Below are 26,435 nucleotides of genomic sequence, written 5' to 3'. Positions count from 1 at the left end.
CACCGGAACGGATCAGTTGCCGGTCTGGCTCGGGTCGTAGGCGCAGGCGTCGGCCAGGTTCTGCGCGGCACCCGGCGTGGGGGTCGCCTTCGGCGCGGTGGTCGGCTTCTTCGTGGTGGTGGCGGTGCTGGTCGGCTTCTTCGTCGGCTTCGGCGTCGTGGGCGCCGGGTTGGCCTTCGGGGCGATCGCCTTCTGGATGATCTCCTGCATCGCCGTGTAGTCAGGGTTCTTGCCGGTCGGGAAGTTCTTGCTCTTGTCCAAGTCGATGTTGGTGACCTTGGCGTTCTTCACCTTCAGCGCGAGCTGGACGAACGCACCCAGGATCTCCTGCGGGATGTCGGTGCGCAGCAGCTGCTTCCCCGCCTTCGCGATCTCCTGGTACTTCGTCACGAGCGTCTGGGGGTTCGCGCTGTTCACCAGCGCGTGGATCGTGCAGCGCTGCCGCTCCTGCCGCGACGGGTCGCTCAGCCCGTACCGGCCGCGCGCGAACCACAGCGCGTGGTACCCGTCGAGCTTCTGGTTCGGGCCCGGCTCGATGTAGCCGGTCGGCTTCCGCTCCGAGTTCGACCCGGGGCCGGCGCCGTAGTCGCCGCCGATCGGCACCCGATAGTTGACGTTGACGGTGATCCCGCCGAGCGCGTCGATGATCTGCCGGAAGCCGGCCAGGTTGACCTGCATGTAGTAGTCGATGTCCAGGCCCAGCGCCGCGCTCGCGGCCAGCTTGACCACGTCCGCGCCCTCGTTGTCGGTCTGGCCGAGGATCCCCGGGTGCGCCTTCGGGACGTTCTCGTACATCGCGTCGAGGTAGTACTCCGGCTGCTCGACGTTGCCCAGGTTCGGGTCCCAGTAGCCGTCCGGGTACACCTTGTGCAGCGGCGAGTCCTCCGGGAACGGCATCCGCATCCAGTTCCGGCTGAGCGAGATCAGGGCGGTGTCACCGGTCTTGGTGTCGATGCTGGCGACGATCACCGTGTCGGTCCGGACACCGGTCCGGCCGACGCCGTCGTCCGCGCCGAGCAGCAGCAGGTTCAGCCGGGGAGTCTTCGCCCACGGGTCGCCCTTGTTCACCTTCGGCCGGGTCGCGCTCTTCGAATCGCCCTCGGACTTGAACACATCGCCGACCAGGCCGCGCTGCGCCATCACGGTCTGCGCCGCGACCGTCGTCGGTACGGCGATCGCGAAACACAGCAACCCGACGAACATCGAGCCGGCCAACCGGCCCGTGTAGGTCATGCTGACCGGCCGGAGCAGTTTGTGCGACGCGACCACGACCCAGATCCAGCACACGCCGAGCACGACGACGGCGGCGGTCGCGATCAGCAGTTGCCGCGGAGACACCAGCAGCGCGAGGACCGAATCGCGGTGCGTCAGACCGACGTACGCGCCGATCAACAGCAGTCCGACGCTGATCGTGAGGACGAACGCGCCGAGCTTCTTCCGGCCGCCCATCATCAGCCCCGAGCCGGGGAACAGGGCACTGACCAGAGTCAGGCCGATCGCCTTCGACGCCGTCCGGGCGCGGTGCGAGCGGGGCCGGGATCGGTGGGGGCGAGGTGCTGCCCTCCGACCGGCTGCGCGATTACTCCGCGACATAGCTCCGTTCCCTGATCGACGACGTCACTACCCATCCGTCGGCCGCGTGCAGCAGCCCACGGTACTTCAGACGCCCACGACAGCCAGTTGGTTGACGTGTGCCGGCGACCCCCGTCGATGGTCGCCAGCGTACACATCCACCGGTCGACACACCGAACGTGCCGCCGCCACCACACGCCGTGGCAACAACCGGCCACACTCCTACCAAGTTCCCGCCCGGCACCCGACCGAACCCAGCCCGAGCCCACGGCCGAACCCGGGCCGAGCTCGCAGCCGAACCCGGGGCGAGCTCGCGGCCGGGGCCCGCTTTGCTCGCGGCCCGGTCGAGCGGCTAGTCTTGGCCGTCGTCGTGTCCCCGTACGGGGAACGTCGGAGGAGGCGTCGCCTAGTCCGGTCGATGGCGCCCGCCTGCTAAGCGGGTTGAGGGTAACCCCCTCTCGCGGGTTCAAATCCCGCCGCCTCCGCTCTGGGAGCTCTTTGCCCGCGAAACGCGCGGGCAAGGAGCTCCGGCCATGTCTTCTGGGGGTGCAACCCCCAGACCCCGCCCGGCGGGGCTCCGCCCCCCGGCCCCCCCGCCAGACTGCCCCACGCCGAACCGCGCTGCCCGCGTGGGACTGCCCCACGCCGAACCGCGCTGCCCGCCTGGGACTGCTCCGCGCCGAACCGCTCCGCCCGCGTGGGACTGCTCCGCGCCTGCGTCTGTGTTTGTTCTGGCTGCCCCGCGACTTCTGGTGGGTGGTTATAGGGCGGTTTTGGCTTGGGCTATTGCTTCTACGGTGCTGGGGGTCATGGGTTCGGGGGAGATGATTGTGTGGTGGACGCCTAGTTGGTGGTAGGAGTGCAGGGCTTCGGGGAGGTCTTGTACGGCGATCGCGTTGGGGCTGGGGTCGGGTACGGGGTGGTCGGGGTCGCGGACGATGATGCCTACGGTTCGGGTTACCTCGTCGGTGGGGCGTTGCGCGATTTCCAGGGCCTGGCGGAGGGTTTCGAGGCGTTCCTCGACCTTCAGCGACGGGGCGCCGTACCAAGCGGTGTTCCAGGCGTCGGCCCATTGGGCTGTGAGGCGCATCATGCGCGGGCGGTGGCCGGCTACGAGGATCGGGATGCGGTGCGGTGGGGCCGGGTCCAGGTTGGCGTCCTTGACCTTGTAGTACGTGCCGTCGTACGTGACCGTCTCGCCGCGGATCAGCCTCGCGACGATCTCCAGCCACTCGGCGAAGCGGCCGACCCGGTGGTCGGTCGGCAGCCCGAACGTCTCGTACTCCGGGTCGTGCCAGCCCGCGCCGACGCCGAGGATCAGGCGGCCGCCGGAGACCTCGTCCAGCGTCGCCGCCATCTTCGCGGTCAGACCCGGATCGCGGAACGACGCACACAGCACCATGTTCCCGATCTCGACCCGTTCCGTGACCGCGGCGACCGCACTCAGCAGCGTCCAGCTCTCGTGCATCCCGTAGACCCTGTCCTCCGGGTCGCGGTACAGGAAGTGGTCCGCGAGCCAGACCGAATCGAGGCCGCTCCGGTCGGCCGCCTCGGCGACCGCGCGCACGTCCTTCCAGCCTGGCATCCCGCCGCCTGGTCCGTCCCCGCCGCCGAGGGGCAGCATCACGCCGATTTTCATGCGCTCAACGTACCCACACCGTGGCGTGCCGATCGGGTCGATGTCGTGACAGTCCGGTGCCGTGCCCGAAACATTTCCTGGGTACCTGCAGCCGCCTGGCGTGCGACGTCGCGGTGAGGAGCGGGCATCCGGATCTCGAGAGGTGATGACAGATGACCGCTCTCGCAGTGCCGACATCCGCAGGTGATCCCCGGCCGCTTCTCGGCGTGGACCTGCCCGCGCACGTGCTCGTCCAGCTGAACGACGGCTGGTCACCGGCGTGGTTGATCGGCCGGTTGCACTGCGCCGACGGCTGGGTCGCACTCGTTCAGTTCCTGGACAACACGGGGACCGAGCAGACGGTCCGGGTCCCGGCCGATCGGGTCAGTGTGACGACGGTCCGGCACCTCTGACCCGGTGAGGGATTCGCATGCCGCCGCCGTCCGTGGATCATGGGCGCTATGAGGAGGCCGTACCTCGATCGGACGGCCGCGGGCCGCGCACTGGCCGAGGAGCTCGGCACGGTCGACGGTTCCGTCCTGGTACTCGGGCTGGCGCGTGGCGGCGTACCCGTCGCGGCCCCGGTCGCGGACGCCCTGGACGCGGAGCTCGACGTACTGATCGTCCGCAAGCTCGGTCTGCCGGGACAGCCGGAGCTCGCGATGGGCGCGATCGCGGGCGTCGGCGAGGAGCTGCACGTGGTCCGCAACGAGCCGGTGGCGCGCAGCGTCGACCCCGAGACGATCGAGGCGGTCCGGCAGGAGGAGGTCGGCGAGCTCCGCCGGCGCGAGCAGGCGTACCGCGGTGACCGGCCGCCGATCGACGTACGGGATCGCGTGGTGATCCTGGTCGACGACGGCCTCGCGACCGGCGCGACGATGCGCGCGGCGGTGGCAGCGGTACGACGACATCGGCCGGCGCGCGTGATCGTGGCAGTACCCGTGGGCGGGATCGACTGCTGCCGGCGACTGTCGCAGGTCGCGGACCAGGTCGTCTGCGCGTGGATCCCGCAGTACTTCAGCGCGGTCGGGCAGGCGTACCGCGACTTCTCGCCGGTCGGAGACGACGAGGTCCGCCAGGTCCTCGCGGACAGCACAGCGCGGCGCCCCGAAGGATGACCCCAGGGCGCCGCACTGTGGTGGTCCGGCCGCCGGCTTCCGACTCGGCGGCCGGAGATCGTCAGCCCAGACGGGCCTTCAGGTTGTCGAGCTCGACCTTCAACGTGGCCGGGACGGTGTCGCCGAGCTTGGCGAACCACTCCTCGATGAGCGGGATCTCGGCCTTCCACTCCTCGACGTCCACGTCGAGCGCGATCTGCAGGTCCTGCTCGGTCAGGTCCAGCCCGGTGACGTCGAGTGCGTCCGCGGTCGGCACCCGGCCGATCGGGGTCTCGACGGCGTCCGTCTGGCCCTCGATCCGCTCGATGACCCACTTCAGCACCCGGCTGTTCTCACCGAAGCCCGGCCAGACGAACTTGCCCGCCTCGTCCTTGCGGAACCAGTTCACGTAGAAGATCTTCGGCAGCTGCGCCGCGTCGTGCTCCTTGCCGACGGTCAGCCAGTGGTCGAAGTACTGGCCCGCGTCGTACCCGAGGAACGGCAGCATCGCCATCGGGTCACGCCGTACGACGCCCACCTGGCCGACCGCCGCCGCGGTCGTCTCCGAGGACAGCGTCGCGCCCATGAACACCCCGTGCGCCCAGTCCCGCGACTCGGTCACCAGCGGGACCGTGGTGGCGCGGCGGCCGCCGAAGATGATCGCCGAGATCGGTACGCCGTTCGGGTCGTCGTACTCGTCGGCGATGATCGGGCACTGCTTGATCGGCGTGCAGAACCGGCTGTTCGGGTGGCTGGACAGCTCGCCCGAGGCCGGCGTCCACTCGCGGCCCTTCCAGTCGGTCAGGTGGTCCGGCGGGGTCGGCGAGTAGCCCTCCCACCAGACGTCGCCGTCGTCGGTGAGCGCGACGTTCGTGAAGACCGAGTTGCCCTTCTCGATCGTGCGCATCGCGTTCGGGTTGGTCTTCCAGCCGGTGCCGGGGGCGACCCCGAACAGGCCGAACTCCGGGTTCACGGCGTACAGCCGGCCGTCCTTGCCGAACCGCATCCAGGCGATGTCGTCGCCGAGCGTCTCGACCTCCCAGCCCTCCAGGGTCGGGTCGAGCATCGCCAGGTTGGTCTTGCCGCAGGCGCTCGGGAACGCGGCGGCGATGTAGTGCACCTTCTTCTCCGGCGAGATCAGCTTCAGGATCAGCATGTGCTCGGCGAGCCAGCCCTCGTCACGCGCCATCGCGGACGCGATCCGCAGCGAGTAGCACTTCTTGCCGAGCAGCGAGTTGCCGCCGTACCCGGACCCGTACGACCAGATCGCCCGCTCCTCGGGGAACTGAACGATGTACTTCTCGTCGTTGCACGGCCACGGCACGTCCTGCTGACCGGGCTCGAGCGGCGCGCCGACCGAGTGCAGGCAGGGGACGTACGGCGCGTCGGCGCCGAGCTTCTCGAGTACCTCGGCGCCGGTGCGGCACATGATCCGCATCGACGCCACGACGTACGCCGAGTCGGTGATCTCGACGCCGAACATCGGCTTCTCGGCGGTCAGCGGGCCCATGCAGAACGGGACGACGTACATCGTCCGGCCGCGCATCGAACCGCGGTACAGCTCCGTCAGCGTCGCCTTCATCTCCGCCGGGGCGACCCAGTTGTTCGTCGGGCCGGCGTCCTTCTCCTCGAGCGAGCAGATGAACGTCCGCTGCTCGACCCGGGCGACGTCCGACGGGTCGGTGCGGACCCAGAACGAGTTCGGCTTCTTCTCGTCGTTCAACCGGACCATCGTGCCGGCCGCGATCAGCCCGTCGGTGAGCTTCGCGTACTCCGCGTCCGAACCGTCGACCCAGTGAATCCGGTCGGGCTGCGTCAGCGCGGCCACCTCGGCGACCCACTGCAGCAGGCCGGCGTGGCGGGTGGGGGCGTTGCTCAGGTCGTACGTGCGGTCCTCGGCGGGGAGGGAGTCCGTGTCGGCTCGGAGGTCGGCGTCGGTATGGGTCGGGCTGGCGGTTGTCGTCATTCGCGGCTCATTCCCTCTCGGCTGTTCGGGCCCGGCGCTCATCCCGGCCCCTCGACGCTGAAAGGCGGTACGGCGACGGCCGCCGGGGTCTCCGGCGGTGCGATGCAGCTTGCTGGCGGTGTGATCTGTCGCATACCAGTCAATCCAGTGGATACATACCAGTGTGCAAGTGGTACTACGGTACGCGACGCGATGTGGGTCTGAGAACCGCCTGGACGTGAACCCGGTCACAAAGTTTTCGCGACAATCGCTTTCCGGTGTCGCTTGTGAAAAAGAGAAAGGCCCGCGCTGGTTGCGCGGGCCTTTCCAGGAGATTTTTCGGTGTGTCAGCTGGTCTGCCGCCAGATGTCGTTGACGAGCCGCTGGATGTCCGCGGCCTCGCCGGTCTGGCCGTAGGCCATGACCCCGACCAGCCACCATTGACCGCCGCTGTGGAAGGCGCTGGTCATCGTGATCGTGTACGGCGCCTTCGTCGACACCGTCAGCCAGGTCCGCGCGTCCTTCGCGGTGGCCGGCGCGGTCGTCTTGTAGATCTTCGTCCACTGCTGGTCGAACGCCGGCCGGTCGGCCAGGCACTTCGCCAGGCTCGCGCACGGATGCAGCGCCAACTGTGCCCGGAACGCGTTCCTCAGGCCGCCCGGGTCGTGCTCGGTCTTCGTCACGATGCGCCGGAGGATCAGCTGCGAGGACTCACCGAGGAAGTCCACCTGCGGCGGCCGCGGCCAGCCGATCGCGAACGGGAGCTCGGCGTTCGTGACGACCTGTACGTCGGCATTGGCCGGGTACGTGGCGCCGAAGACACCGGCCGACCCGTCCGGGCGCTTGTACGGCGCGGTCGTGACGCGGTCGATCGCCGGGATCAGGACAGCGGACGGGTACGGCTGCGGGCTGACGGCCGGCGGCGGCGCGGCCTCGGTGGACTCGTCCTTCGTGAGGCCACCGATCGCGGTACCGATCGAGTAGGCGACGCTGAAGACGATCAGCACGACGATCGCGACCACGCCGTAGATCCAGCCACCGATCTTGTGCCGGTACTGCCGTGCGACGTCGATCTTCGACTGCGGCTGTTGTGCCTGGCCGTCCTGCTGGGGCGCGGCGGTTTGCTCCGGGTGGTCGGCGTACGACGGGATGCCCTGCTGCTGGTTGCCTTGGTGCGGGGTGTCGCCCGGTGGGAGGGTCGGCGGCGTTGCGCCGTACCGGCTGAGCTGCTCGCGGATCACCCGCAGCGACTCCTCGTCGTTCCCGACGATGCCGTCGAGCGGGTCGATCAGGCGCTCGGCGCCGGTCTGGCCCGGGACGAGCTGCGTGATCGCGTACGGGCGGGCGGAGTTGAAGTTGGCGGCCCACAGCGGCGTCTCCTGCCGGCCGGGGACGAGCGCGGCGTCGCGGCTCGCGCCGGCGAGCCGGTCGACGACCGTCTTGTTCCGCGCGCCGTCGTCGCTGAGGACGAGCGCCACGACCTCCATCCCGGTGAACGTCCGCCCGTGCCACAACTCCGCCAGCGGGTGCTGCAGGATGCGCTGATCGAACTGGTAGCCAGGGATCTCCGGCGCGCTGTCACTCACTTGCTCTCCCAGATGGCCCGGTCCGCGAGGGCCAGCGCGGCCTGCTGCGCGCTGTCCGCCCCGATCGGGTTGGCCGTGTAGTTCACCAGGACGACGACGTCCGCGCGCTGCACCAGCGCGTGCACGGTCCACGACTCACCGGCCAGACCGCTCTCGGTCCGGCTGACCTTGGTCGGGTACGGGCGGTCCTGGTCGACCGCCTTGATCGGCGACCGGCTGAACGTCCGCTTCGCCATCTGCTCCGGCGTGAACGGCGGGTTGCCCGCGCCCGCGTCGCGTCCGCCGTACGCCGTGACGGTGACCTTCACGTTCGCCGACGTGTACGCCCGCACCTTCGCGCGCGAGCTGCCCGCCGTGCAGGTGATCGCGGTGGTCCCGCCCTGCGTCATCGTCACCGGGCCACCACCCGATGCCTTGGGCAACAGGCTCGCCACGTCGCCGATCCGCGCACACAGGTCCTTCGGCAGCGCCCGCGCCGGCTGGATGTCCTCCGGCGTCACCGGCTCACCGACCGCGAACCCGACACCGCCTCCGACCAGTGCGGCCACACCGCATCCGATCGCCGTACGCCGCACCAGCCGACTACCCATGCCCGCGACCCTAACCACGCGAAGGTCCTTCCTTCCCCATCAGGCGCCCCGCCTTAGACGAACGCCACCCCAGGCCGGTTCCGCCGCCCGGCGATCCGGTCTGTGAACAAGCGCCGGCGTCTGGGAACAAGCAATGGCGTGTTCCCAGACACCGGGAGGTGTTCAGGATGCTCAGGAGAGGAGGGTCTGGACGGAGCCGCCGGACTCGGTGAGCTTGGTGCCGAGGCCCTTGAGGGCGTCGCCGACGGTCGCGAGGATCCCGGAGAGGTCCTGCAGATTCCCGGCCAGGGTCTCGATCTCGGTCGCGACCCCGCCGATCTGGCCGCTGCCGTCGTTCAGCTTCTTCGCCGCGGCGTCGCCGATGCCCGGGATCTTGTCCAGCTCACCCGCGAGCCCGGACAGCATCCCGGCCGCGTCGTGCAGCTTGTCCTTGGCAGCGTTCATCGTGCCGGCGCTCCCGGTCAGCGCCTTCCGCGCCCCACCCTCGCCGTCCTCGCCGACGAGCGCCCCGGCCGCCTTCGCGGCCTGCTCACCGGCCTCGGCCAGCCCCGTCCCGATCGTCTTCAGCAGGTCCGGCAACTTCCCGATGAACCCGACCGCGTCGTCCGGCAGCCCCCGCACCAGCTTCAGGACCTTCTCGAAGTCGTCCGAGTTCTCCATCACGAACCCGACCGCCTTCTTCACGTCCCCCAGCTCCCGCCCACCCAGCAAGTCCTCGATTCCCATGCGCGGATCGTAGAGCCGCCACCCCACACCCCGCCGTACGCCGCACCGCCGATCAGCCCCCGGAGCCCTCCCCCCGAAGCCGATTGGCATCCAGCCGCCCCCTCCATGTATCGTTACTCGACGTTGTCCAGCGCTCGTAGCTCAACGGATAGAGCATCTGACTACGGATCAGAAGGTTGGGGGTTCGAATCCCTCCGAGCGCGCAAACAAAACCCCAGGTCACGAGGTAGATGACCTGGGGTTTCGCATGTCCGGGGCTCCCGGTTGCCAACAGTCTTGCTAACACGGTGCCAGGGCTGAGGGCTCCGGCCAGTCGTCCGGCTCGTCACGTTCCGGGTCGACGTCAGCAGCCGACGACGTGCACCGGCACCCAGCCAGCAGCAGCATCGACGTGTGTGGACCGACAACATCGGGCTCCGCCGGTACTACGAGCAGCGCGGGCGCGACACCTGTCCGCCAGGTGATCTGCGACAGTCGAAGGCACGGATCGCGGCAGAAAGTGTGCACGTGACCTTGCAGTGTGGGCCCAGCGTCGGTTGCCTTGTCTGGTCGCGTGGTCATGCGACCCAGACCGGAAGTCACGTACGTCGGCTCACGACGAGTACGTCAGCAGCCAGAATCTGTCCGGCAAGGCGGCCCGCCTCGTGGATCTGATCGTCGGTCATCTTGGAGACGATCTTGTGCGCCTCGTGGATCCCGTCGCCACTACCGACCTCGAGTAGGGAAAGGTACCAACGCAGCGCTTGGACGAGGTCGACGGGACCACCGAAACCGTCGCGGTACCAGCAGGCGGCCGCGAACATGCACTCCTTGTGCCCGTCTTCGGCACCGCGGACGTACCACCGCAACGCCTCTTCATCGACATCAAGCTCACTGAGGCGGTCCGCCAGTTGCGGGTACGACTCGGGGACCCCGGCTTCCGCGGCCTGCCGAAGCCACCGCACAGCCTCGTGCGGATCGCTGGCCGCGACGCCGAGGTTGTACGCCCCGTAGCCGTCACCAGCCTCCGCGGCCGTCCGGAACAGCACCATGGCCCGCGCCTTGTCGTCCGGCAAGCCGGCGTTGTCGTGCAGCAGGAAGGCCAGTGACCGTTGGGCCTCCGGGTCGCCCTCGGCCACGGAGACCTCTAGCAACTCGGCGCCGGCGTCTCGCTCGTCGAGGTGGAACGCGAGGATGACACCGAGCATCGTGCGCGCACGGGTGTCGCCGGCTGGTAGCTCGCGAAGTCGCGGCACGAGCAGTTCCAGTTCCCGCCAGGCCGGCGCGCTGCCTTCCTTCGCGGCGCGCAAAAACCATTGCGCGGCCATGACCGGGTCCTGCCGCTGGTAGGCGAAAAGCGTCCCCAGATCGAACGAGGCCAGGTGGTCGCCGCTCGCCGCGGCAGCCAGCAGGAAACGCTCCGCCTCAACGTCGTCCGCCTCAACGCCCTGCCCCGTTGCGTACATGACACCAATCATCCGGAGGGCGCCCGACTGGCCGAGCTCCGCCCCGCGCCGGTACCAGTCCAGCGAGACCTTGTATCGCTGCTCGTTCGCGTGCGCCGCCCCGAGGTTGTACGCGGCCTCGGCACTGCCCAATTCGGCAGCGCGCTCGTACAGTGACAGTTTCTTCGCCGCGTCCACCGGCTCTCCGAGCCCCTCGCCGGCAAGCTGACCGAGCAGCAACACCGCACGGGGGTCGTCACCGGCTGACTCCAGCTGCTCCCGGGCCGCCGCAAACTCTCGCCGCTGCACAGCCAGTAGACCCTGCTCGTACGCCGTCAACGCCACGGCCCGCAGTATAAGAGCGCCCTGCGGCGCACGGCCGCGTGCAGCGTCTTGTTGCTTCAGGCGCCCGGTCTTCAGTTGCCCGCGTGGGTGAGCTCAGTGACGACTGTCGTCCAGAGGGTGCCGGTGTCGTCAGCACGGACATGACTGTCGATCCGCTCGATGTGCTCCAGGATGATCCGCTCGCAGTCGTGGAGGCGGCTGAACCATACGTCGTACTCTTCCAATGGCCTGTCGTGGTCGGGTTCCTGCTGCCTCAGTTCGGAGGCGATCCCCATTGCCGCGTGACAGCGCCAGAACGTCTCGACGAACTGGGCCAGGGACGAGCTGAAGAATTCGACAGACGGGTGATAGAGACCCGCGTTGGCCTCCCGCAGCGCGGGGTGAAGGTCATCGGCCGTGATCGGCTTCGGCTGGATCTTCAGCACGCGGCCCGTCCCGGCGACGGCGCCGATCCGCAGCTGCAATTCTTCCCGGCCCCAGTGAACCAGGCTGTAGAGCCGCTGACCGGGGGATGCTTCCTGCCGCTCCCGTTCCCCCGCCAGATTGGGAACCAGCTCCGGATCGGCCGCTGCCTGGAAATGTGGCCGCATGAGACTGTCGTCCGGCAGTCCCCACCGCAGCAGCGCATACCGATCAGATTCCGGGAGATCCCACTGCCGAACCAAGCCCTCCGGGGGCCTCACCGCTTGCCCCGCAACGAGGACCTTCTCCAACGGGGACGTCATCGCAGCGGCAACGCGATCCTCGACCGACAACACCGGGCAAAAGTACCGGGCACGGAACCCGCACGCCATCGCCAGCTACGCGTGGGCTGAACGGCAGACGGGACGACACAAGTCGTGTGGTGGGGGTCCAAATCAGTAGTCCGGAATGACTTCGGCTGCCAGGTTGGTCGGATGCTGCTGATGCTGAGTGGTTCGAGTTGCTCAGGTAAGTCGACGCTGGCCCGCGCGTCTCTGACCTGGGTCTTTGTGTGTTCGGAGCGTCAGTCGCGGCGGCCCTTCAGGCGGCGGCTGACGGCTCGTTCGACCTCGCGGCCGGCCTCGCGCTCGGCGAGTGCGTGCCGCTTGTCCCAGGTCTTCTTGCCGCGGGCCAGGGCGATCTCCACCTTCGCGCGACCGTCCTTGAAGTAGAGGGTCACCGGGACGATCGTCAGCCCGCCCTCGTTGACCTTGCGCTCGATCTTGTCGATCTGGGCGCGGTGCAGCAGCAGCTTCCGCTTGCGGCGTGAGCCGTCGTTGAACCAGCGGGCCTGGGAGTACTGCGGGATGTGTACGCCGTGCAGCCAGAGCTCCCGGTTCTCGACCATGGCGAAGCCGCCCACCAGGGACGCCCGGCCGGCACGGAGCGCCTTGACTTCGAGCCCCTGCAGCACGATGCCCGCCTCCCAGGACTCGCCCAGCTCGTAGTCATGGGCAGCCTTGCGGTTGCGCGCGATCACCGGGTTGGCTTCGGGCTTCTTCACATCCCGATTCTGCCTCGACGGCCGGCTCCGTGGTGTTCCTAGGTGGTGCGACGAGCCACGAGCCGGGTGAGACCGAGGGCGCGGCCGGCATCGGCGCGGAGCATCCTGGCTTCCTCTTGGTCCGGCGTACCGTTGGCCAGATCGCAGACCTCGTTCCATTGGAGCCAGTCCTGCCAGCCGTTGGGCAAGCGGTCTGCGAGCTCGACCGTGACCAGGCCGGTCTTCTCCCAGTGCCGTCGCCACCAGCCGGGGCTGTGCCAGGCGCAGAAGTCCCACTTCCAGTACGGCGCGAGGTGCGGCGGAGGCAGTACGTCGTACTCCTCGGCGAGCCCGGGCTGAACGACCCCGAGCCACCCGCCCGGTTTCACGAAGGCCGAGCAGTAGCCGAGGTACAGGTCATCGGTGCCGAAGTAGTGGTACGCGCCGATGCTGACGAGCGCGTCGAAGAAGCCCTCGGCGAAGGGGAGCGCGTGCGCCTCCGCGAAGACGGGGTGAACCCGGTTTTCCACGTCTGCCTCGGCGATGCGGATGAGGTTCTCGTGCGGTTGGACCCAGAGGTCGGTCGCCCATACCTCGACGTCGAATTCCTTGGCCAGGAAGATCGAGCTCAGCGCCGTACCGCAGCCCAGGTCTAGGACCCGCATGCCGGACTCGAGGGGCAGGACCTCGGCCAGTGCTTCCGCGTGCCACACCGGGTTGGGTCCCATCGCGCCGTCGACCATCCAGCGGGCCGAGTAGGCGGCGGAGCGCGGATAGCGGTCGTTTCTCAGAAGTACGTCGAGATCAGCCACGCGGACCGAGTGTCCTCACGTTCCGTTGGCGGGGCAATGGAAATTGGTGGGCACGGCGGGGGTTTCCGGATCTATGGTGGTGCGATGGCGTCGGTCAAGCAGTTCCAGGTCACCTTCGACTGTGCGAACCCGGAGCGCGTGGCTCGCTTCTGGTGTGACGTTCTGGGGTACGTCGTACCGCCGCCGCCGGAGGGTTTCGCGTCGTGGGAGGAGTTCGACCGCGCGTTGCCGCCCGAGCGGCAGGGGTCGGCGTTCGCGTGCGTTGATCCGACCGGGGTGGGGCCGCGGCTGTTCTTCCAGCGCGTACCCGAGGGCAAGGTCGTCAAGAACCGCGTGCATCTCGACGTACGTGTCGGCACCGGCCTCGTGGGCGACGAGCGCCTCGCCGTACTCGAGGCCGAATGCGAACGCCTGGTCGCGCTCGGCGCCGTACGGCAGCGGGTGCTGGTCGCGGACGGCTTCAACGAGTCGTGCATCGTGATGCAGGACGTCGAGGGTAACGAGTTCTGCCTCGACTGAGTGAATGGACGATGCCGAAGAGGTACTGACCGGCGGGAACGTCGCGGATCAGGTCGTGCGGATCGGTACGACGGTACGGAAACCGGCGCTCGCCCACACGGCCGGCGTCGAGGCTGTACTGACCCATCTGGCCGACCGGGGCTTCGACGGTGCCCCGCGGACGTTGGGACGCGACGACCAGGGGCGGCATGTGCTCGAGTACGTCCCCGGCGTGATGGCCGACACGTTGCCGCCGTTCTCCCTCGATGAGTTGCGCCGACTGGGGCGGCTGATTCGCGAACTCCACGACGCGATGGACAGCTTCCGCCCGCCGCCCGATGCGGCCTGGCACCCGGTGGTCCCGGACCCCGCCGGCGGCGGCCTGATCTGCCACGGCGACCTCGCGCCGTGGAACCTGGTGCTCGACGGTGACCGATGGGTCTTCATCGACTGGGACAACGCCGGCCCGTCGTCGAGGCTGTGGGACCTCGGGTACGCCGCCCAGACGCTGGTACCGCTCCTCCCCGGAGGCGACCCAGCGGTGGACGCCCCGCGGCTGCGCGCTTTCGCGGACGGCTACGGTCTGGACCCAGGGCAGCGCCGAGCCTTCCCCGCCCAGATCGCGGCCCGCACCCGCGGATCGTACGAACTCCTCGTCCGCGGCCACGAAACCGGCGAACAACCCTGGGCCCAGCTCTACGCCGAGGGCCACGCCGACTTCTGGGGCCCAGCCGCGACCTACACAGCAACGCACCACGACACCTGGCTCACAGCCCTCACCTCGAACTGACCCTCAATCCAACGTCTCGGGCCAGGCCGTCTCAGGCAGCAGATCGCGCAGTAACCATCGCCGCAATCGCAGCATGCTCCGCACAGAACCCGGTGCCGGACGCGGTGTCGATACACACCCCGACATACACATTCCCTGCGTCGGTAACCAACGCCGCCGCCACATCCCCGAACAGCCGATCCCCAACCCACTGCGGATTCAAAACCGCCACAGCCGCATCAATCAGCTCATCATTCACCCAAAGAAACCTAGCCCTCGCGAGCAACTAACCTGTCGAGGGTGGAGTCGCGCCTGGTGGTGAACGGGGTTCGGCATTGGGTTCGGGTTGTCGGTGATCCGCGGGTGCGGACCCCGTTGGTGGTTGTGCATGGCGGGCCGGGCGGGTTCATCTACGACTTCGAGCGGCTGACCGGTCCGCTGCTCGAGCAGCTCGGACCAGTCGTGTACTACGAGCAGCGGGGGTCCGGTCGGAGCGATCGGCCGTCGGACGGTCGGTACGACGTACCGCTTCTGGTGGACGATCTCGAGCAGTTGCGTCGACAACTCGATCTACCGCGCGTCACGCTGCTCGGGATCTCGTTCGGAGGGGACCTGGCGGCGGAGTACACGGTCGCGTATCCCGAGCGGGTCGACAGGCTCATTCTCCAAGGCACAGCTCTCGCCGGTCCGCTGACACCGTCGCCGTGGACATCCGGATTCGAGGCTGTTGCCACGAGCGACGAGCTGCGTACGGCGATCCGCGTGGCGGTCGCGGAGTCGGGGCCGGGTGCGGTCTGGGAGGTCGTCGATCGCGAGACCACCGATCGCTTCCTCTTCCACCAGCCGGCGGTGGCGCAACAGATTCGCGGACTCTGGGAGGAGAGCGGGCTCGTCAACACGGGCGAGCTGGCAGGCGCGCTGGCGAAGCAACCGCCGCGCCCGGTCCCGCTCGCCGACGACCTCGCCGCGCTCGACGTACCCGTCCTGGTCCTGATCGGTCTCTGGGATCGCAACGCTGGGGTCGATGCCTGCCGTGACCTGGCCACCCGGTTGCCTCGCGCCCGGCTCCACGTGTTCCACGGCAGCGCCCACTTCCCGAACGCCGAGGAACCTGCGGAGTACGCCGCCGAGGTCGCTGCCTTCCTCGCGGACTAACCGCTACTCCTCGCCGGAGAAGCGTTCCCAGGCTGATTGGCGGGTTATGCCTAGGGCTTCGCCGATGCGGGTCCAGGTGACGGAGCGGGCTCGGAGGCGGAGGACGCGGTCGCGGACGGCGGTTTCGACCTGGCCGCGGGACTTGTCGAGGCGGACCACGTCGGCCAGTAGTTCCTCGTCGGTCTTGTCGTCGAGGGGCGGGAAGGACGGCAACGGTGCGTCGTTGATCACCTTCTCGCACAGGTCGACGCACTCGTTGCAGATGAAGACCCCCGGCCCGGCGATCAGGTGGCTGACCTCGTCGCGGGTCTTCCCGCAGAACGAGCACCGCAGTTCGTTGTCCGTCATCACGTCCTCCTGGTTGTCAGGGCCACCCTGACACATTTGTCAGGCTAAACCTGACAAGCTGTTTCGGGCAAGGTCCTGGCAGGATCGGTGCGTGGATGCGTCGAGCTACGTCAGGTATCAGAGTCCCGTGCCGGATCGGCGCGGGCGGCGGATCGGGATCTTCGGGCTCGTCAACATGCTCGGGCATCGCGGGTATCTGAGCGCCGGCGAGGAAGAGTTCCGGCGTACGACGAATGCCTGGTACGACGCGACGTACACGAACCCGTCGACCGTCGACCCGGCCGTGTACGACGACAACCCGCTCGCGGCCGCGTGGTTCAAGCCGTCGGCGGCGCACTTGCTGGAGCCGATCGACGGCTACCTGAAGATCCTCGCGGCGCACAACGTCCCGTGTGAGCGGTACACGTCGGCGGCGCCCGGTCGGGTGCTCTACGAGGACCAGCACCAGGTGGTCGTCGTACCCCATGAATCCAAGGACCCCATCACCGCGATGCTGTGGCTCCCGCCGAAGGTGCGTAGTACGCGCGGCTGAGGCTGAAGTGGGTCCCTGGATCACTTACCGTGATGTGTATGGCGTTTGCTGCGAAGGGGAGCAAGGGGGAGTCGTTCCTTGCGGTGGTGGTTGGTGGTGGGGCGGCGTTCGGGCTCGTGGTGATCACGTCGCGGGCGTGGAAGGCGTGTCAGGTCGACGTCGCCGGCAGCGTGCCGAACGGGTTGACGCTGTTGTTCCTCGGTCTGCCGATCGCGCTGATCGTCAACCTGGTGCTGTTCAACGTCGTCTTCCGGTACGCCGGGAAGGCGTTCCTGTTCTCGCTGATCGCCGCCCTCATCGCGATCGCGATCGCCGACCTCGCCCTGTTCTCCTGGCAAGGCACCCCGGCCGCGTCCCCAGGTACCTGCCCAGGCAACGTCCCGCCGTGGTGGCCCGCCTGGATTCCCACCTGAGTGTCCGATCGCCAGGCCATCACGATCGCGTCGGCGTAGGTGTGCTCAGGCGTGGGCGCGCCGGATCGCGCCGATTGTGATGGCCTGGAGATCAGCGCGCGTCAAGCAGCCGCAACAGAGCGGCTGCTCGTTCCGGGTCGCCGATGTGTGCGGCGGTCGGGAAGAGCCGTCCCCACGAACCGGCGCGCGTCAGCTGACTCAGCCGCCGGGCTAGCTCCGCCGCACGCCGCAACTCGCGCAACGTCCAGCTGCCCGTCCACGCCTCCAGATAAGCGTCCTCCAGCCGAGCGGCGACATCCGGACCGTGCAGCTCCGCGGCCCGATCAGCTGCGACCAGCAGACTGAAGAACGGATGCCCGACGTTCGCATCACCCCAGTCGAAGAACGTGTACCGCCCCGCCCCCGCAACCAGGATCTGCCCATCATGAAGATCGGCATGATCCAGCGAGTCCGGTACGCCGATCGCAGCCAACTCCACGCACCACTCGACCAGCCGCGGCCGAAACGCCAGCAACCGCTCACGATCCGCCGCGTCAAGCGTCCGATTCTCCGCAACGGCGTCGAACACCGCCGGCAACACCGCAACCCGAGCATCCGGTACGCCGAGACGCAGCATCTCCTCCACCCGCGGCATCAATGCCCGCTGGAAGTCGGCGTACTGCGTCAACGCCTCCTCCCACTCGCGCGGTCCAGGAGGCATGCTCCGCCACAACGGACCCCCGGACGGCAGGAGCGACCAGCCGCGCGCGGCGTCGACGGCGTACGGCCTGAGCACGTGCTCGGGCGTCCAACGCGCCAGCGCCTCGGTCAGCCCGGCCTCGAAGGCGCTCCCGGGTGACGCAGCCTTGAACCACACGGCGCTCTCAGCGTCGACCCGGACGATCACCGACCACGGCCGGACCCGTACCCGTCGCGCCCCGGTCTCGCCGATTCCGAGCGTCGCCAGCTCGCGATCAAGCCAGCCGAGCGCCGCCGTACGCCAGGCCGGATCGTCCCAGGGCGTCCGCGCCTCAGGGTACGCGCCACGGTCGATCTCCATGGCGGGACGATAATCGAGAGATGACACGCTGGCAGGACACGCCGTACCGAGTGGGGATCTCGGGCTGGCGCTACCCGCCGTGGCGCAAGGTCTACTACCCCGAGGGCCTCCCGCAGCGGGCCGAGCTCGAGTACGCGTCGGCGCGGCTGAACTCGATCGAGCTGAACGGCTCGTTCTACTCGCTGCAACGGCCGACGTCGTACCAGCGCTGGTACGACGAGACGCCCGACGGTTTCGTCTTCGCGGTCAAGGGCCCGCGCTTCGTCACGCATCTCAAACGACTCGCGGACGTGGATGCCCCGCTGGCGAACTTCTTCGCGTCCGGAGTCCTTGCGCTGGGCAACAAGCTCGGTCCGGTGCTGTGGCAACTGCCGCCGAACTTCCGGTACGACGCGGAGCGCTGCGCGCACTTCTTCGACCAGTTGCCCCGGACAACGGTCGAGGCGGCCGAGGTCGCCAAGCATCACGACGAACGGATGGAAGGCCGTGCGCTGCTCGAAGCCCCGGTCGATCAGCCGCTCAAGTACGCGCTCGAAGTACGGCACGACAGCTTCAAGACCAAGGAGTTCCTCGACCTCGCGCGGGACCACGACATCGCGGTGGTCTGCGCGGACACGGCCGGCAAGTGGCCGATGTTCGACGAGGTCACCGCGGATTTCGCGTACGTCCGGCTGCACGGCGCCGACGAGCTCTACGTGAGCGGGTACGACGACAAGTCCCTCGCCCGCTGGGCCCGCAAGATCCGCTCCTGGAAGTGCGACACCTACGTGTACTTCGACAACGACGCCAAGGTCCACGCACCGTACGACGCCGAAAACCTCTCCCGCCGCCTCGGGATCGGTCCGCGCACCTAGAAGAGTCGCGCGCCGACCGGCTGCTCGAGGTCGAGGAGGAACTGTTTGCGTTGCAGCCCGCCCGCGTAGCCGGTGAGGGAGCCGTTCTTGCCGACCACCCGGTGGCAGGGGACAACGATCGAGAGCGGGTTCTGGCCGACCGCCTTGCCCACTGCCTGCGCCGGCGCGCCGAGCTTGGTCGCGATCTCGCCGTACGTCGTCGTCTCGCCGTACGGGATCTCGTCCAGCACCGCCCAGACCCGCCGCTGGAACGTGTTGCCCACCGGTTCAGTCGGCAGCTCGAAGGAGTGGCGCGAACCCGCGAAGTACTCCTCCAACTGCTCGACGACTGCCGAGATCAGCGGGTCGGACGCCTCCACGAGTTCGCCCAGCGTCTCCGCCGTCGGCTTCACCCAATGGTGTGGAAAGTAGACGCCGACCAGCGCACTCTCCGACACCGCCACCGTGAGCTCTCCGATCCGGGTACTGACCACCGCATGCCTGTTCATGCCCATGGAACGCGTCAGTCGGCGGTCGTGTGAGGGTCCGGGATCAACGCGGTGGTCAGCGTCACGCGGCGACGACCCGGCTGCTCGGAGCGGTACGGCGCGAGCAGTTCGGCCAGACCGGCCTGGATCTGCGCGAGGTCCTCGCTGTTCACGTACAACATCGTCTGCCCGACCCCGAACAGGTCGCGCAGCTCGGCGCTTCCCGCGGCCAGGAAGCGGTCGAAGTCCTCGGCGACGTGCCCGAGCACGGTGAGGACGGAATCGCGGAGCTGAGCCTCACTCATCGCCTGCAACTCCTCGCGGTCGACCTGCGCGACCCGCTCGCCCAGCGCCAGCGTCCGCTCGACCGCTCCCCGCACCCTGCGCTCGGCGACCACGGTCAGGATCCCGCCCTCGATCAGCGCGGCGACGTGCCGGTACAGGGTCGCCGGCGTGACCTCCGGCAGCGCCTCCCGGAGTGCGGCGGTGGTCAGCTCACGGCCGCCCAACTGCTGGATGATCCGCAACCGCACCGGATGCATCACGACATCCGCGACCGACAGCTTGTCAGGCATCTCACTCCCACCATTATTATCATCGTGATAATGTTCGCAGTGATAGATCAATCTTAACGAGAGGTGGACGATGATCCAGGCAGTCGGTCTGGCCAAGCGATTCGGGGCGGTCGATGCCGTCACCGACGTCACGTTCACCGCGGCGCCGGGCCGGGTGACCGGTCTGGTCGGACCCAACGGTGCAGGTAAGTCGACCACGTTGCGGATGCTGCTCGGCCTGGTCCGGCCCGACGCCGGCACCGCGACGTTCGACGGCACGCCGTACCGGGAGCTGCGCTCGCCGGCCGGGACGGTCGGAGCGGTGCTGGACATCGCCTCGGCGCATCCTGCGGCCACCGCGCGGGGTCATCTGAGCACCGTCGCCGCCCTCGCCGGTCAGTCGCGATCCCGGGTCGACGAGGTGATTGCCGCGGTGGCGCTGGAGTCCTTCGCGGGTCGGCGGGTGAAAGGCTTCTCGACCGGGATGCGGCAACGCCTCGCCCTCGCGACGGCACTGCTCGGCCGCCCCGACGTACTCGTCCTGGACGAACCGTCGAACGGGCTCGACCCGGCCGGCATCGTCTGGTTGCGCACGTTCCTGCGCGACTTCGCCGCCGACGGCGGCACCGTGCTCATCTCCAGCCACGTGCTCACGGACCTCGAGCACAGTGTCGACGACATCGTGCTGATCGACCGCGGCCGGACCGCGTGGACCGGGACGCTCACAGCCTTCACCGCGCACGGAGCGACGCTCGAGCAGGCGTTCCTCGCGCTGACCACCCGGGAGCTGATCGCATGACCCGCTTGATCCGTGGCGAGTTCACCAGGCTGTTCGCCGTACGGATGCATCGGTGGGCCGTGCTCGCGGCAGTGCTCAGCGGCGGCGGTCTCACCGGACTGCTCGCGCTCATCGGCCCCGAGAACGCGACGCCGCCGATGCCCGGTATCGACACTCAGGGAGGCGCTGTCCTCGTCATCGGTATCACTGGCGTGCTGTTGTTCGTGCCGGCCGTGATCGGTGCGATCGGCGCCGCGGGCGAGTACCGGCACCGGACCATCGCCACCACGTACCTGGCCGAACCACGCCGCGGCCGGGTGCTCGCCGCCAGGCTGACCGTGTACTGCGTCGTCGGGCTCGGGTACGGCGTGATCGCGTCGCTCACGTCAGCGGGTGCGCTCGGCGCGGCCGCCGTACTGCGAGGTGTCGACCTGACCGTTTCCGCCGCGGACCTCACTGGTCTGCTGATCCGCCTCGCCGTCGCGGCGACCGTCTACACCGTGCTGGGCGCCGGGGTCGGCGTGCTGGTGAGAAACCAGTTGGTTGCCGTCGGCATCGTTGTCGGGTACTTCTACTTCCTCGAGTACATCCTGCTGATCGTCCCGGGCGTCAACGCCGTCTACCCGTTCCTGCCGGGCGGGGCGACCGCGTCCCTGACCAGCTTCACGTTCGTCACGAACACGGTCGCCGAACAGACGGCATCGGCCGGCCCGAGCCTGCTGCCCGCTGTGGCGGGCGCGGCGGTGCTGGTGGGGTACGCCGCGCTCACCACCGGACTCGCGTCGGTACTGTCGCTACACCGCGACATCACGTGAGTCCGCCAGGACTACAACCCGATGCGCTCCCGAGTCCGCCGCCGGAACTCACGGCCGATCTGGGTTGTCTCGGCGTGGTGTACGTCGGTCACGGCGAGCGCCGGCGATCCGTCCGGCGGGGCCTGCGCGACCCACTGACCGCGCGGGTCGACGACGCCCGACGCCAGCCCGCCTTCGGGGTTCGCCGGTACGGCGAGGCTGATCCAGGACGTGTTGTTCACCGCGCACCCGCGCGCCTGCACCGCGATGTGTTCATGTTCCGAGACGCGGTGTGTCGCGTAGGACACCAGGACTCCGTCGGCGCCGAGCCCGTCGTACTCCACGAACAGCTCCGGGAACAGCACATCCAGTCCGAGCGCAAGCCCGAACCGGAACCCGTCGACGTCGAACGTCACCGGCTGCTTCCCCGGCGTGTACATCCACTTCACCTTGGTCGTCGACAGCGTGCGTTCGTCGTACCGTGCGACGACCTTTCCCTGGTCGGACACGACGTACATGCTGTTGTGCGGACGACCCTCCGACAGTTGGTGCACCGACGGGATCACCGCCCAGATCCCGAGCTCCCGGGCGAGTGCGTTGAGCTGGTCGAGCTCGGACTGCAGCACCGACCACTGCGCCTTGGTCCAGTCGGCGGCGCCGACCTCGTCCGGGCCGAGCGAGGACATCACCTGCTTGCTCGGGAAGCAGATCGCGCCCTCGGTGAAGTGGACGAGGCGGGCACCGGCCGCGGCGGCCTGCCTCATGAAGTCACGCAGTTCGGCGCCGCCCGCGCGGAGCTCGTCCGCGTTCGTCGGATCGTGGCGCATCCCCGACTGGACGACGGCGAACCGCAGTGTGGTTTCTTCCGGCATGTCTGGGTCTCCTTGTGGAGTCGGACGGAAGTGCCGGAGGGCAGTCGTGTAGGACTCGCCGGTCTTGGCGGCTCGGGCTCGCACCCGTTGTTTGAAGTTCCTGTGCGCTGTCATCTGGCCTTCCACGCACTCGCACGCGATCCCCCAGCGATCCCGTCCGAGGCGGCTGACCAGGACGAGCGACCCGAGACAGGAAGTCCCTTTGCCTTCTCACTGTGACCGCGCTGGGGCCGGTCGACGAAGGTGAGGCGCGGGCCGCGCCGGAGCCACATCTTCTCCGAGGCGCGCGTCCGGAGTCAATCAGGCCCGGCGGCGTGCCGCTCAGCGGTGCAGCACGTCGTCGGCCGCGTCCATCGCGACCCCGATCAGCTCCGGGCTGAGGTCGACGACCGTGTTCCCGTCGGCGTCCAGCCGGCCGCGTTCGGAGATCGTCAGCCCGATCAGTGCGAGCGTCCCCGCGCGCTGCCGCCGTACCCGGTCCTCCGGATGCTAGCTACCCCGGGCGGCATAAAGTCGGACCCAGGCGCGGTTGTCCTTCGGAGTACGCGCAGACGACGTTGGGAGCAGAGGGTGAGCATTCGGGTCGGGTACAAGGCGTCGGCGGAGCAGTTCGGGCCGCGGGAGTTGGTGGAGTACTCCGTTCGGGCCGAGGAGCTCGGGCTCGACAGCGTGACGGTGTCGGACCACTTCCTGCCGTGGCGGCACGAGGGCGGTCATGCGCCGTTCGCGCTCGCCTGGCTGGCGGCGGTGGGTGAGCGGACCAACCGGGTGATGCTCGGTACGTCGGTGCTGACGCCGACGTTCCGGTACAACCCGGCGGTGATCGCGCAGGCGTTCGCGACGCTCGGTGAGCTGTACCCGGGGCGCGTGATGCTCGGCGTCGGTACCGGTGAGGCGCTGAACGAGATCGCGGTGTCGGGGATGGAGTGGCCGGAGTTCAAGGAGCGGTTCGCGCGGCTGCGGGAGGCCGTTCAGCTGATCCGCGACCTGTGGACGAAGGACGGCGTCAGCTCCGAGGGGCCGTTCTACAAGACCGTCGACGCGTTCATCTACGACCGCCCGGAGACACCGTTGAAGGTGTACGTGGCGGCGGGTGGACCGCTGGTGGCGAAGTACGCCGGTCGCGCCGGTGACGGGTTCATCGCGACGTCCGGGAAGGGCATGGAGCTGTACACCGAGAAGCTGATCCCCGCCGTCAAGGAGGGCGCGGAGAAGGCCGGGAAGAAGTTCGAGGACATCGACCGGATGCTCGAGGTCAAGGTGTCGTACGACCGCGACCCGTCGCAGGCTCTGGAGAACACGCGGTTCTGGGCGCCGTTGTCGCTGACGCCCGAGCAGAAGCACAGTGTGACGAGCGCGACCGAGATGGAGCGGCTGGCCGACGAGCTGCCGATCGAGCAGGTCGCGAAGCGCTGGATCGTGGCGTCGGACCCGGAAGAGGTCGTGAAGCAGTTCCAGCCGTACCTCGACGCCGGGTTCAACCACTTCGTCGTCCACGGTCCGGGGCAGGACCAGGAACGGTTCCTGACCCAGTTCACCGAAGACGTTCTGCCGTTGCTGCGCAAACTGTCTTGAGTCCGGAGGGTGCCGCACCGGACAATCGGCGAGTGCCCGACTTCCAGATCGTCCGCGACGACGACCCGCGGTGCGCCGAGCTCGAAGCAGCCGGCTACCGCGTGGTCGGCGAGTCGTGGGCGGTCCGGCTGTTCGACCCGGACCGTGAGCTGCTGGAGTCCGCCGTACGCCGGGCCGTCGCCGGCGGACTGACGATTCGCGAGCTCGGACCTGAGGCCGCGGAGATCCTGCACGCGCTGGAGAAGGCCAACGAGGCGGACTACCCGTACACGCCCGCCACGCACCGGGTGGTGGGCGAGCTCGCCGACACGCGCGCGCTGTGGCCGGAGCACCGCGTCTTCGGGGCCTTCGACGGCAACCGGCTGGTCGGAGCCACCGTCATCCGCCAGAAGGACGGCTTCGGCGACACGAAGTTCACGTCCGTCCTGGCCACCCACCGCCGCCGCGGCGTCGCCCAAGCTGTGAAGGCCGCCTCCATCCTCGCCTTCCTCGACATCGGCATCACCCGCTTCAGCACCGGCGGAGCCGCCGCCAACCAAGCCAGCCTCCAGGCCAACCAGTCCCTCGGCTACCAACTCACCGAACACTGGCGCACCTACGCACCTTGACCGTGGTGCGGTGGAGCTGCAGCTCGACAGGAAGTGTCGGCGAACAACCCGGCCGCCGAGCGTGGCCCAGCCAGGCCGAACCGGCCAGTGGATGTATACGTACTGTCGAGCTGCAGATGGCGTTGGTGCACCTGGCGCCGACAGCTTGGTCCGGACGGCGCGCACTAGCATCGCGGGATGCCTCTGCTTGTGGATTCGGTTTTGCGTGGGGGGATCTTGCGGGATGTGGCGCAGCCGCGGCTGGCGGCGGACGGTGGGCTGGTGTTGCGGCCGTGGCTGAGGAGAGATGCCGCTTCCGTGCGGAGTGCGTTCGGCTGTCCCGATATTCAGCGGTGGCATGTTCGGCGGCTCGACACGCTCGAGGAGGCAGTCGATTGGGTGGTGCAGTGGGTCGATCACTGGGACGCGGAGACAGCGGCGAGCTGGGCGGTCGTCGGCGCGGATGACGAGCCGCTCGGCCAAGTCGGGTTGCGCGAGATCTCCCTGGCTCAGGGGTCAGCAGCACTGTCCTACTGGGTCGCTCCGGAAGCTCGGGGGCAGGCTGTTGCGGCGAGATCGGTGGAGGCCCTGTCCGCTTGGGCATTCCGGCAGGTCGGGTTCAACCGGCTGAACATTCACCACTCCACCGCCAACACCGCGTCATGCCGGGTCGCCGGGCGCACCGGCTACCAGCTCGAGGGAACCCTGCGGCAGGCGATCAGGCACGCCGACGGCTGGCACGACTGGCACGTCCACGGCCGCCTGCACACCGACGCCTGAGCCGACAGCCACGCTACGAGCCCGTCGTACTGTCGGAGGATGCGGACACCTCAGCGGTACTTGCGTGGTGAGCTGGTCGTGGTGGTCGACGTGGAGGACCTGGAGCGATCGGCGGAGTTCTGGGCCGCGGCACTTGGTTACGTGCGGGCGGGAGAGTCGGATGTGTACCTCAGCCTGGTGCCGAGCGACGGGGTGGGCATCGAGGTGTTGCTGCAGAAGGTGCCCGACCGGAAGCGAGGCAAGAACCGTGTCCACCTCGATCTGCGGACGGCTGACCTGAAGGCTGAGGTCGCGCGGGTTCGGGCGTTGGGGGCTCGGCTCGTGACCGAGGAGCCGGTAGTTGAGGCGGGGTGGGTCTGGCACGTGCTGGCCGACCCGGACGGCAACGAGTTCTGCGTCCTGCAACTACCGTCCAGCTAACCACCAGCCGATCGGGATTAGTGGAGGTCGTCGGACAAGGACTTGGCGGCTTGGGTCAGGAGGGGGACGGCTTGTTCTACGAGGGATTCGGTCATGCGGCCGGCGGGGCCTGAGATGGAGATGGCCAACGGGGACGGGGCGTCGGGGACGGCTACTGCGACGCAGCGGACGCCGACCTCCTGCTCGCCCTCGTCGGTCGCGTAGCCGGTGTCGGAGGCCTGGTGGAGTTGGGCGGTGAAGGCGTCGGGGGTGGTGATGGTGTTGTCGGTGTGCTGGGGCATGCCGGTGCGGCGCAGGAGTTCGCGGACCTCGGCCTCGGGGAACTGGGCCAGGATCGCCTTGCCGACCGCGGTGCAGTGCGGGAGGACGCGGCGGCCGACCTCGGTGAACATGCGCATCGAGTGCCGGGACGGGACCTGCGCGAGGTACACGATCTGGTCGCCGTCGAGCATCGCCATGTTCGCGGACTCGCCGAGTTCGTCGACGAGCCGGGCCAGGTGCGGCCGGGCGAACACACTGAGCATGTGCGACGAACTCTCCCCGAGCCGGATCAGCTTCGGGCCGAGCACGTACTGCCGCGACGGCTCTTGACGCAGGTAGCCGAGGTCGACGAGGGTGCGAACCAGTCGGTGGATCGTCGGCAGCGGCAGGCCGGAGGCGGTGGCCAGCTGGGACAGACCCATCATCCCGCCCGCGTCGGCCATCGTCTCGAGCAGCCCGAACGCGCGCTCGATGGACTGCACGCTGCCGGTACGGCCCTTGCCGTTCTCCGTCATGATCGACCACCTTTCCGGATCACGGAAGTTTAACGCCAGATCCCGGAAGGCCAGACCCTTGTCTC

31 protein-coding genes and 2 tRNA genes are annotated in these 26,435 nt (G+C 68.6%); 16 read left to right on the top strand and 17 right to left on the bottom strand.

Translation table 11 applies throughout. From position 1 onward, the window contains the following. Positions 1-12 precede the first annotated feature (12 nt). A complete protein-coding gene (locus BJY22_RS04530; protein WP_167203900.1) occupies positions 13-1,593 on the bottom strand; it encodes an LCP family protein in 1,581 nt (526 codons plus the stop codon). Between the two features lie 374 nt (positions 1,594-1,967). On the opposite strand from BJY22_RS04530, the gene BJY22_RS04525 reads away from it, so the two are divergent. Beyond that, positions 1,968-2,057 (top strand) — tRNA-Ser (locus BJY22_RS04525). Positions 2,058-2,332: 275 nt separating this feature from the next. Here BJY22_RS04525 and BJY22_RS04520 read toward each other — a convergent pair. After that, the gene (locus tag BJY22_RS04520) at positions 2,333-3,211 is read right to left on the bottom strand and encodes an LLM class flavin-dependent oxidoreductase (RefSeq protein ID WP_167203899.1); all 879 of its coding nucleotides are present in this window, start codon (positions 3,209-3,211) and stop codon (positions 2,333-2,335) included. Between the two features lie 152 nt (positions 3,212-3,363). Between BJY22_RS04520 and BJY22_RS04515 the strand changes: the two genes are divergently transcribed. Together BJY22_RS04515 and BJY22_RS04510 are read left to right on the top strand one after the other, a co-directional pair. Then, the gene (locus BJY22_RS04515; RefSeq protein ID WP_167203898.1) at positions 3,364-3,603 is read left to right on the top strand and encodes a hypothetical protein; all 240 of its coding nucleotides are present in this window, start codon (positions 3,364-3,366) and stop codon (positions 3,601-3,603) included. A 48-nt stretch (positions 3,604-3,651) separates the two neighbouring features. Continuing rightward, the gene (locus BJY22_RS04510) at positions 3,652-4,308 is read left to right on the top strand and encodes a phosphoribosyltransferase (RefSeq protein WP_167203897.1); all 657 of its coding nucleotides are present in this window, start codon (positions 3,652-3,654) and stop codon (positions 4,306-4,308) included. Between the two features lie 61 nt (positions 4,309-4,369). On the opposite strand, the gene BJY22_RS04505 is transcribed toward BJY22_RS04510, so the two are convergent. From BJY22_RS04505 to BJY22_RS04490, 4 genes are all read right to left on the bottom strand, one after another. Continuing rightward, a complete protein-coding gene (locus BJY22_RS04505) occupies positions 4,370-6,253 on the bottom strand; it encodes a phosphoenolpyruvate carboxykinase (GTP) (RefSeq protein WP_167203896.1) in 1,884 nt (627 codons plus the stop codon). A 326-nt stretch (positions 6,254-6,579) separates the two neighbouring features. Next, a complete protein-coding gene (locus BJY22_RS04500) occupies positions 6,580-7,818 on the bottom strand; it encodes a hypothetical protein (protein ID WP_167203895.1) in 1,239 nt (412 codons plus the stop codon). Then, positions 7,815-8,408, bottom strand: a complete 594-nt coding sequence (locus BJY22_RS04495) for a hypothetical protein (RefSeq protein WP_167203894.1) — start codon at positions 8,406-8,408, stop codon at positions 7,815-7,817. Before BJY22_RS04495 ends, BJY22_RS04500 begins: the two co-directional genes overlap by 4 nt. A 171-nt stretch (positions 8,409-8,579) precedes the next feature. Then, positions 8,580-9,134 (bottom strand): hypothetical protein, encoded by a 555-nt coding sequence (locus BJY22_RS04490; RefSeq protein ID WP_167203893.1) that lies wholly within the window; start codon positions 9,132-9,134, stop codon positions 8,580-8,582. Between the two features lie 130 nt (positions 9,135-9,264). Here BJY22_RS04490 and BJY22_RS04485 point away from each other — a divergent pair. Next, positions 9,265-9,337, top strand: a tRNA-Arg gene (locus tag BJY22_RS04485). Between the two features lie 375 nt (positions 9,338-9,712). On the opposite strand, the gene BJY22_RS04480 is transcribed toward BJY22_RS04485, so the two are convergent. The 4 genes from BJY22_RS04480 to BJY22_RS04465 all read right to left on the bottom strand — a co-directional run bounded on the left by BJY22_RS04480 (position 9,713) and on the right by BJY22_RS04465 (position 13,159). After that, positions 9,713-10,903 (bottom strand): SEL1-like repeat protein, encoded by a 1,191-nt coding sequence (locus BJY22_RS04480; protein ID WP_167203892.1) that lies wholly within the window; start codon positions 10,901-10,903, stop codon positions 9,713-9,715. A gap of 71 nt (positions 10,904-10,974) precedes the next feature. After that, on the bottom strand, positions 10,975-11,661 hold the full coding sequence (locus BJY22_RS04475) for an SUKH-4 family immunity protein (protein WP_167203891.1): 687 nt from the start codon (positions 11,659-11,661) through the stop codon (positions 10,975-10,977). A gap of 227 nt (positions 11,662-11,888) precedes the next feature. After that, on the bottom strand, positions 11,889-12,368 hold the full coding sequence (smpB, locus tag BJY22_RS04470) for an SsrA-binding protein SmpB (protein ID WP_167203890.1): 480 nt from the start codon (positions 12,366-12,368) through the stop codon (positions 11,889-11,891). A 38-nt stretch (positions 12,369-12,406) separates the two neighbouring features. Then, the gene (locus BJY22_RS04465) at positions 12,407-13,159 is read right to left on the bottom strand and encodes an SAM-dependent methyltransferase (protein ID WP_337758171.1); all 753 of its coding nucleotides are present in this window, start codon (positions 13,157-13,159) and stop codon (positions 12,407-12,409) included. 84 nt (positions 13,160-13,243) lie between these two features. On the opposite strand from BJY22_RS04465, the gene BJY22_RS04460 reads away from it, so the two are divergent. Continuing rightward, positions 13,244-13,678 carry a VOC family protein gene (locus BJY22_RS04460; protein WP_167203889.1) on the top strand — a complete coding sequence of 145 codons (435 nt, stop codon included), beginning with the start codon at positions 13,244-13,246 and terminating at the stop codon, positions 13,676-13,678. A gap of 4 nt (positions 13,679-13,682) precedes the next feature. Next, positions 13,683-14,447 (top strand): phosphotransferase enzyme family protein, encoded by a 765-nt coding sequence (locus BJY22_RS04455; protein ID WP_167203888.1) that lies wholly within the window; start codon positions 13,683-13,685, stop codon positions 14,445-14,447. 31 nt (positions 14,448-14,478) lie between these two features. Here BJY22_RS04455 and BJY22_RS40950 read toward each other — a convergent pair whose 3' ends face one another. Next, complete coding sequence (locus tag BJY22_RS40950; protein WP_202890990.1) at positions 14,479-14,685, bottom strand: cytidine/deoxycytidylate deaminase family protein; 207 nt, start codon at positions 14,683-14,685, stop codon at positions 14,479-14,481. A gap of 41 nt (positions 14,686-14,726) precedes the next feature. On the opposite strand from BJY22_RS40950, the gene BJY22_RS04445 reads away from it, so the two are divergent. After that, positions 14,727-15,581, top strand: coding sequence for an alpha/beta fold hydrolase (locus BJY22_RS04445; RefSeq protein ID WP_167203887.1), 855 nt, complete (start codon positions 14,727-14,729; stop codon positions 15,579-15,581). 3 nt (positions 15,582-15,584) lie between these two features. Here BJY22_RS04445 and BJY22_RS43390 read toward each other — a convergent pair whose 3' ends face one another. Next, on the bottom strand, positions 15,585-15,929 hold the full coding sequence (locus tag BJY22_RS43390; RefSeq protein ID WP_167203886.1) for a ClpX C4-type zinc finger protein: 345 nt from the start codon (positions 15,927-15,929) through the stop codon (positions 15,585-15,587). A gap of 91 nt (positions 15,930-16,020) precedes the next feature. Here BJY22_RS43390 and BJY22_RS04435 point away from each other — a divergent pair, with 91 nt between their 5' ends. After that, positions 16,021-16,461, top strand: coding sequence for a hypothetical protein (locus BJY22_RS04435; RefSeq protein WP_167203885.1), 441 nt, complete (start codon positions 16,021-16,023; stop codon positions 16,459-16,461). Between the two features lie 38 nt (positions 16,462-16,499). Then, complete coding sequence (locus BJY22_RS04430; RefSeq protein ID WP_167203884.1) at positions 16,500-16,874, top strand: hypothetical protein; 375 nt, start codon at positions 16,500-16,502, stop codon at positions 16,872-16,874. Between the two features lie 91 nt (positions 16,875-16,965). On the opposite strand, the gene BJY22_RS04425 is transcribed toward BJY22_RS04430, so the two are convergent. Further along, a complete protein-coding gene (locus tag BJY22_RS04425; protein WP_167203883.1) occupies positions 16,966-17,913 on the bottom strand; it encodes a phosphotransferase in 948 nt (315 codons plus the stop codon). A 20-nt stretch (positions 17,914-17,933) separates the two neighbouring features. On the opposite strand from BJY22_RS04425, the gene BJY22_RS04420 reads away from it, so the two are divergent. Next, positions 17,934-18,767, top strand: coding sequence for a DUF72 domain-containing protein (locus BJY22_RS04420; RefSeq protein WP_167203882.1), 834 nt, complete (start codon positions 17,934-17,936; stop codon positions 18,765-18,767). Here the strand turns inward: BJY22_RS04420 and BJY22_RS04415 are convergent. Both BJY22_RS04415 and BJY22_RS04410 read right to left on the bottom strand, forming a co-directional pair. Further along, positions 18,764-19,255 (bottom strand): methylated-DNA--[protein]-cysteine S-methyltransferase, encoded by a 492-nt coding sequence (locus BJY22_RS04415; RefSeq protein WP_167203881.1) that lies wholly within the window; start codon positions 19,253-19,255, stop codon positions 18,764-18,766. The two genes, BJY22_RS04420 and BJY22_RS04415, sit on opposite strands and share 4 nt — an antisense overlap. Before the next feature lie 14 nt (positions 19,256-19,269). Next, a complete protein-coding gene (locus tag BJY22_RS04410) occupies positions 19,270-19,809 on the bottom strand; it encodes a helix-turn-helix domain-containing protein (protein ID WP_167203880.1) in 540 nt (179 codons plus the stop codon). Between the two features lie 70 nt (positions 19,810-19,879). Between BJY22_RS04410 and BJY22_RS04405 the strand changes: the two genes are divergently transcribed. Both BJY22_RS04405 and BJY22_RS04400 read left to right on the top strand, forming a co-directional pair. Continuing rightward, the gene (locus BJY22_RS04405) at positions 19,880-20,587 is read left to right on the top strand and encodes an ABC transporter ATP-binding protein (protein ID WP_167203879.1); all 708 of its coding nucleotides are present in this window, start codon (positions 19,880-19,882) and stop codon (positions 20,585-20,587) included. Next, positions 20,584-21,381: an ABC transporter permease gene (locus tag BJY22_RS04400; protein WP_167203878.1), complete on the top strand. Its 798-nt coding sequence runs from the start codon at positions 20,584-20,586 to the stop codon at positions 21,379-21,381. Before BJY22_RS04405 ends, BJY22_RS04400 begins: the two co-directional genes overlap by 4 nt. Before the next feature lie 11 nt (positions 21,382-21,392). On the opposite strand, the gene BJY22_RS04395 is transcribed toward BJY22_RS04400, so the two are convergent. Then, entirely contained in the window at positions 21,393-22,232 is an 840-nt protein-coding gene (locus BJY22_RS04395; protein WP_167203877.1) for a carbon-nitrogen hydrolase family protein, read from the bottom strand. 570 nt (positions 22,233-22,802) lie between these two features. Between BJY22_RS04395 and fgd the strand changes: the two genes are divergently transcribed. The 4 genes from fgd to BJY22_RS04375 all read left to right on the top strand — a co-directional run bounded on the left by fgd (position 22,803) and on the right by BJY22_RS04375 (position 25,594). After that, on the top strand, positions 22,803-23,807 hold the full coding sequence (gene fgd, locus BJY22_RS04390) for a glucose-6-phosphate dehydrogenase (coenzyme-F420) (RefSeq protein WP_167203876.1): 1,005 nt from the start codon (positions 22,803-22,805) through the stop codon (positions 23,805-23,807). Between the two features lie 32 nt (positions 23,808-23,839). Continuing rightward, entirely contained in the window at positions 23,840-24,415 is a 576-nt protein-coding gene (locus BJY22_RS04385) for a GNAT family N-acetyltransferase (RefSeq protein ID WP_167203875.1), read from the top strand. A gap of 177 nt (positions 24,416-24,592) precedes the next feature. After that, the gene (locus BJY22_RS04380) at positions 24,593-25,174 is read left to right on the top strand and encodes a GNAT family N-acetyltransferase (RefSeq protein WP_167203874.1); all 582 of its coding nucleotides are present in this window, start codon (positions 24,593-24,595) and stop codon (positions 25,172-25,174) included. Between the two features lie 39 nt (positions 25,175-25,213). After that, positions 25,214-25,594: a VOC family protein gene (locus BJY22_RS04375; RefSeq protein WP_167203873.1), complete on the top strand. Its 381-nt coding sequence runs from the start codon at positions 25,214-25,216 to the stop codon at positions 25,592-25,594. Positions 25,595-25,611: 17 nt separating this feature from the next. On the opposite strand, the gene BJY22_RS04370 is transcribed toward BJY22_RS04375, so the two are convergent. Next, positions 25,612-26,370, bottom strand: coding sequence for an IclR family transcriptional regulator (locus BJY22_RS04370; protein WP_167203872.1), 759 nt, complete (start codon positions 26,368-26,370; stop codon positions 25,612-25,614). Positions 26,371-26,435: the final 65 nt, after the last annotated feature.

This window comes from Kribbella shirazensis (assembly GCF_011761605.1).
GTDB classification, from domain to species: Bacteria; Actinomycetota; Actinomycetes; order Propionibacteriales; family Kribbellaceae; genus Kribbella; species Kribbella shirazensis.
Note: the sequence above shows the minus strand (reverse complement) of the source record. Positions and strands in the feature narration are given on the sequence as shown.

Coding starts and splice junctions, on each gene's coding strand:
- BJY22_RS04420 (WP_167203882.1), top strand. CDS start 17,934: ATGACACGCTGGCAGGACACGCCGTACCGAGTGGGGATCTCGGGCTGG.
- BJY22_RS04520 (WP_167203899.1), bottom strand. CDS start 3,211: ATGAAAATCGGCGTGATGCTGCCCCTCGGCGGCGGGGACGGACCAGGC.
- BJY22_RS04370 (WP_167203872.1), bottom strand. CDS start 26,370: ATGACGGAGAACGGCAAGGGCCGTACCGGCAGCGTGCAGTCCATCGAG.
- BJY22_RS04425 (WP_167203883.1), bottom strand. CDS start 17,913: ATGGAGATCGACCGTGGCGCGTACCCTGAGGCGCGGACGCCCTGGGAC.
- BJY22_RS04405 (WP_167203879.1), top strand. CDS start 19,880: ATGATCCAGGCAGTCGGTCTGGCCAAGCGATTCGGGGCGGTCGATGCC.
- BJY22_RS04395 (WP_167203877.1), bottom strand. CDS start 22,232: ATGCCGGAAGAAACCACACTGCGGTTCGCCGTCGTCCAGTCGGGGATG.
- BJY22_RS04380 (WP_167203874.1), top strand. CDS start 24,593: ATGCCTCTGCTTGTGGATTCGGTTTTGCGTGGGGGGATCTTGCGGGAT.
- BJY22_RS43390 (WP_167203886.1), bottom strand. CDS start 15,929: ATGACGGACAACGAACTGCGGTGCTCGTTCTGCGGGAAGACCCGCGAC.
- BJY22_RS04415 (WP_167203881.1), bottom strand. CDS start 19,255: ATGAACAGGCATGCGGTGGTCAGTACCCGGATCGGAGAGCTCACGGTG.
- BJY22_RS04430 (WP_167203884.1), top strand. CDS start 16,500: ATGGCGTTTGCTGCGAAGGGGAGCAAGGGGGAGTCGTTCCTTGCGGTG.
- BJY22_RS04510 (WP_167203897.1), top strand. CDS start 3,652: ATGAGGAGGCCGTACCTCGATCGGACGGCCGCGGGCCGCGCACTGGCC.
- BJY22_RS04495 (WP_167203894.1), bottom strand. CDS start 8,408: ATGGGTAGTCGGCTGGTGCGGCGTACGGCGATCGGATGCGGTGTGGCC.
- BJY22_RS04530 (WP_167203900.1), bottom strand. CDS start 1,593: ATGTCGCGGAGTAATCGCGCAGCCGGTCGGAGGGCAGCACCTCGCCCC.
- BJY22_RS04490 (WP_167203893.1), bottom strand. CDS start 9,134: ATGGGAATCGAGGACTTGCTGGGTGGGCGGGAGCTGGGGGACGTGAAG.
- BJY22_RS04505 (WP_167203896.1), bottom strand. CDS start 6,253: ATGACGACAACCGCCAGCCCGACCCATACCGACGCCGACCTCCGAGCC.
- BJY22_RS04515 (WP_167203898.1), top strand. CDS start 3,364: ATGACCGCTCTCGCAGTGCCGACATCCGCAGGTGATCCCCGGCCGCTT.
- BJY22_RS04460 (WP_167203889.1), top strand. CDS start 13,244: ATGGCGTCGGTCAAGCAGTTCCAGGTCACCTTCGACTGTGCGAACCCG.
- BJY22_RS04375 (WP_167203873.1), top strand. CDS start 25,214: ATGCGGACACCTCAGCGGTACTTGCGTGGTGAGCTGGTCGTGGTGGTC.
- BJY22_RS04455 (WP_167203888.1), top strand. CDS start 13,683: ATGGACGATGCCGAAGAGGTACTGACCGGCGGGAACGTCGCGGATCAG.
- BJY22_RS04410 (WP_167203880.1), bottom strand. CDS start 19,809: ATGCCTGACAAGCTGTCGGTCGCGGATGTCGTGATGCATCCGGTGCGG.
- BJY22_RS04400 (WP_167203878.1), top strand. CDS start 20,584: ATGACCCGCTTGATCCGTGGCGAGTTCACCAGGCTGTTCGCCGTACGG.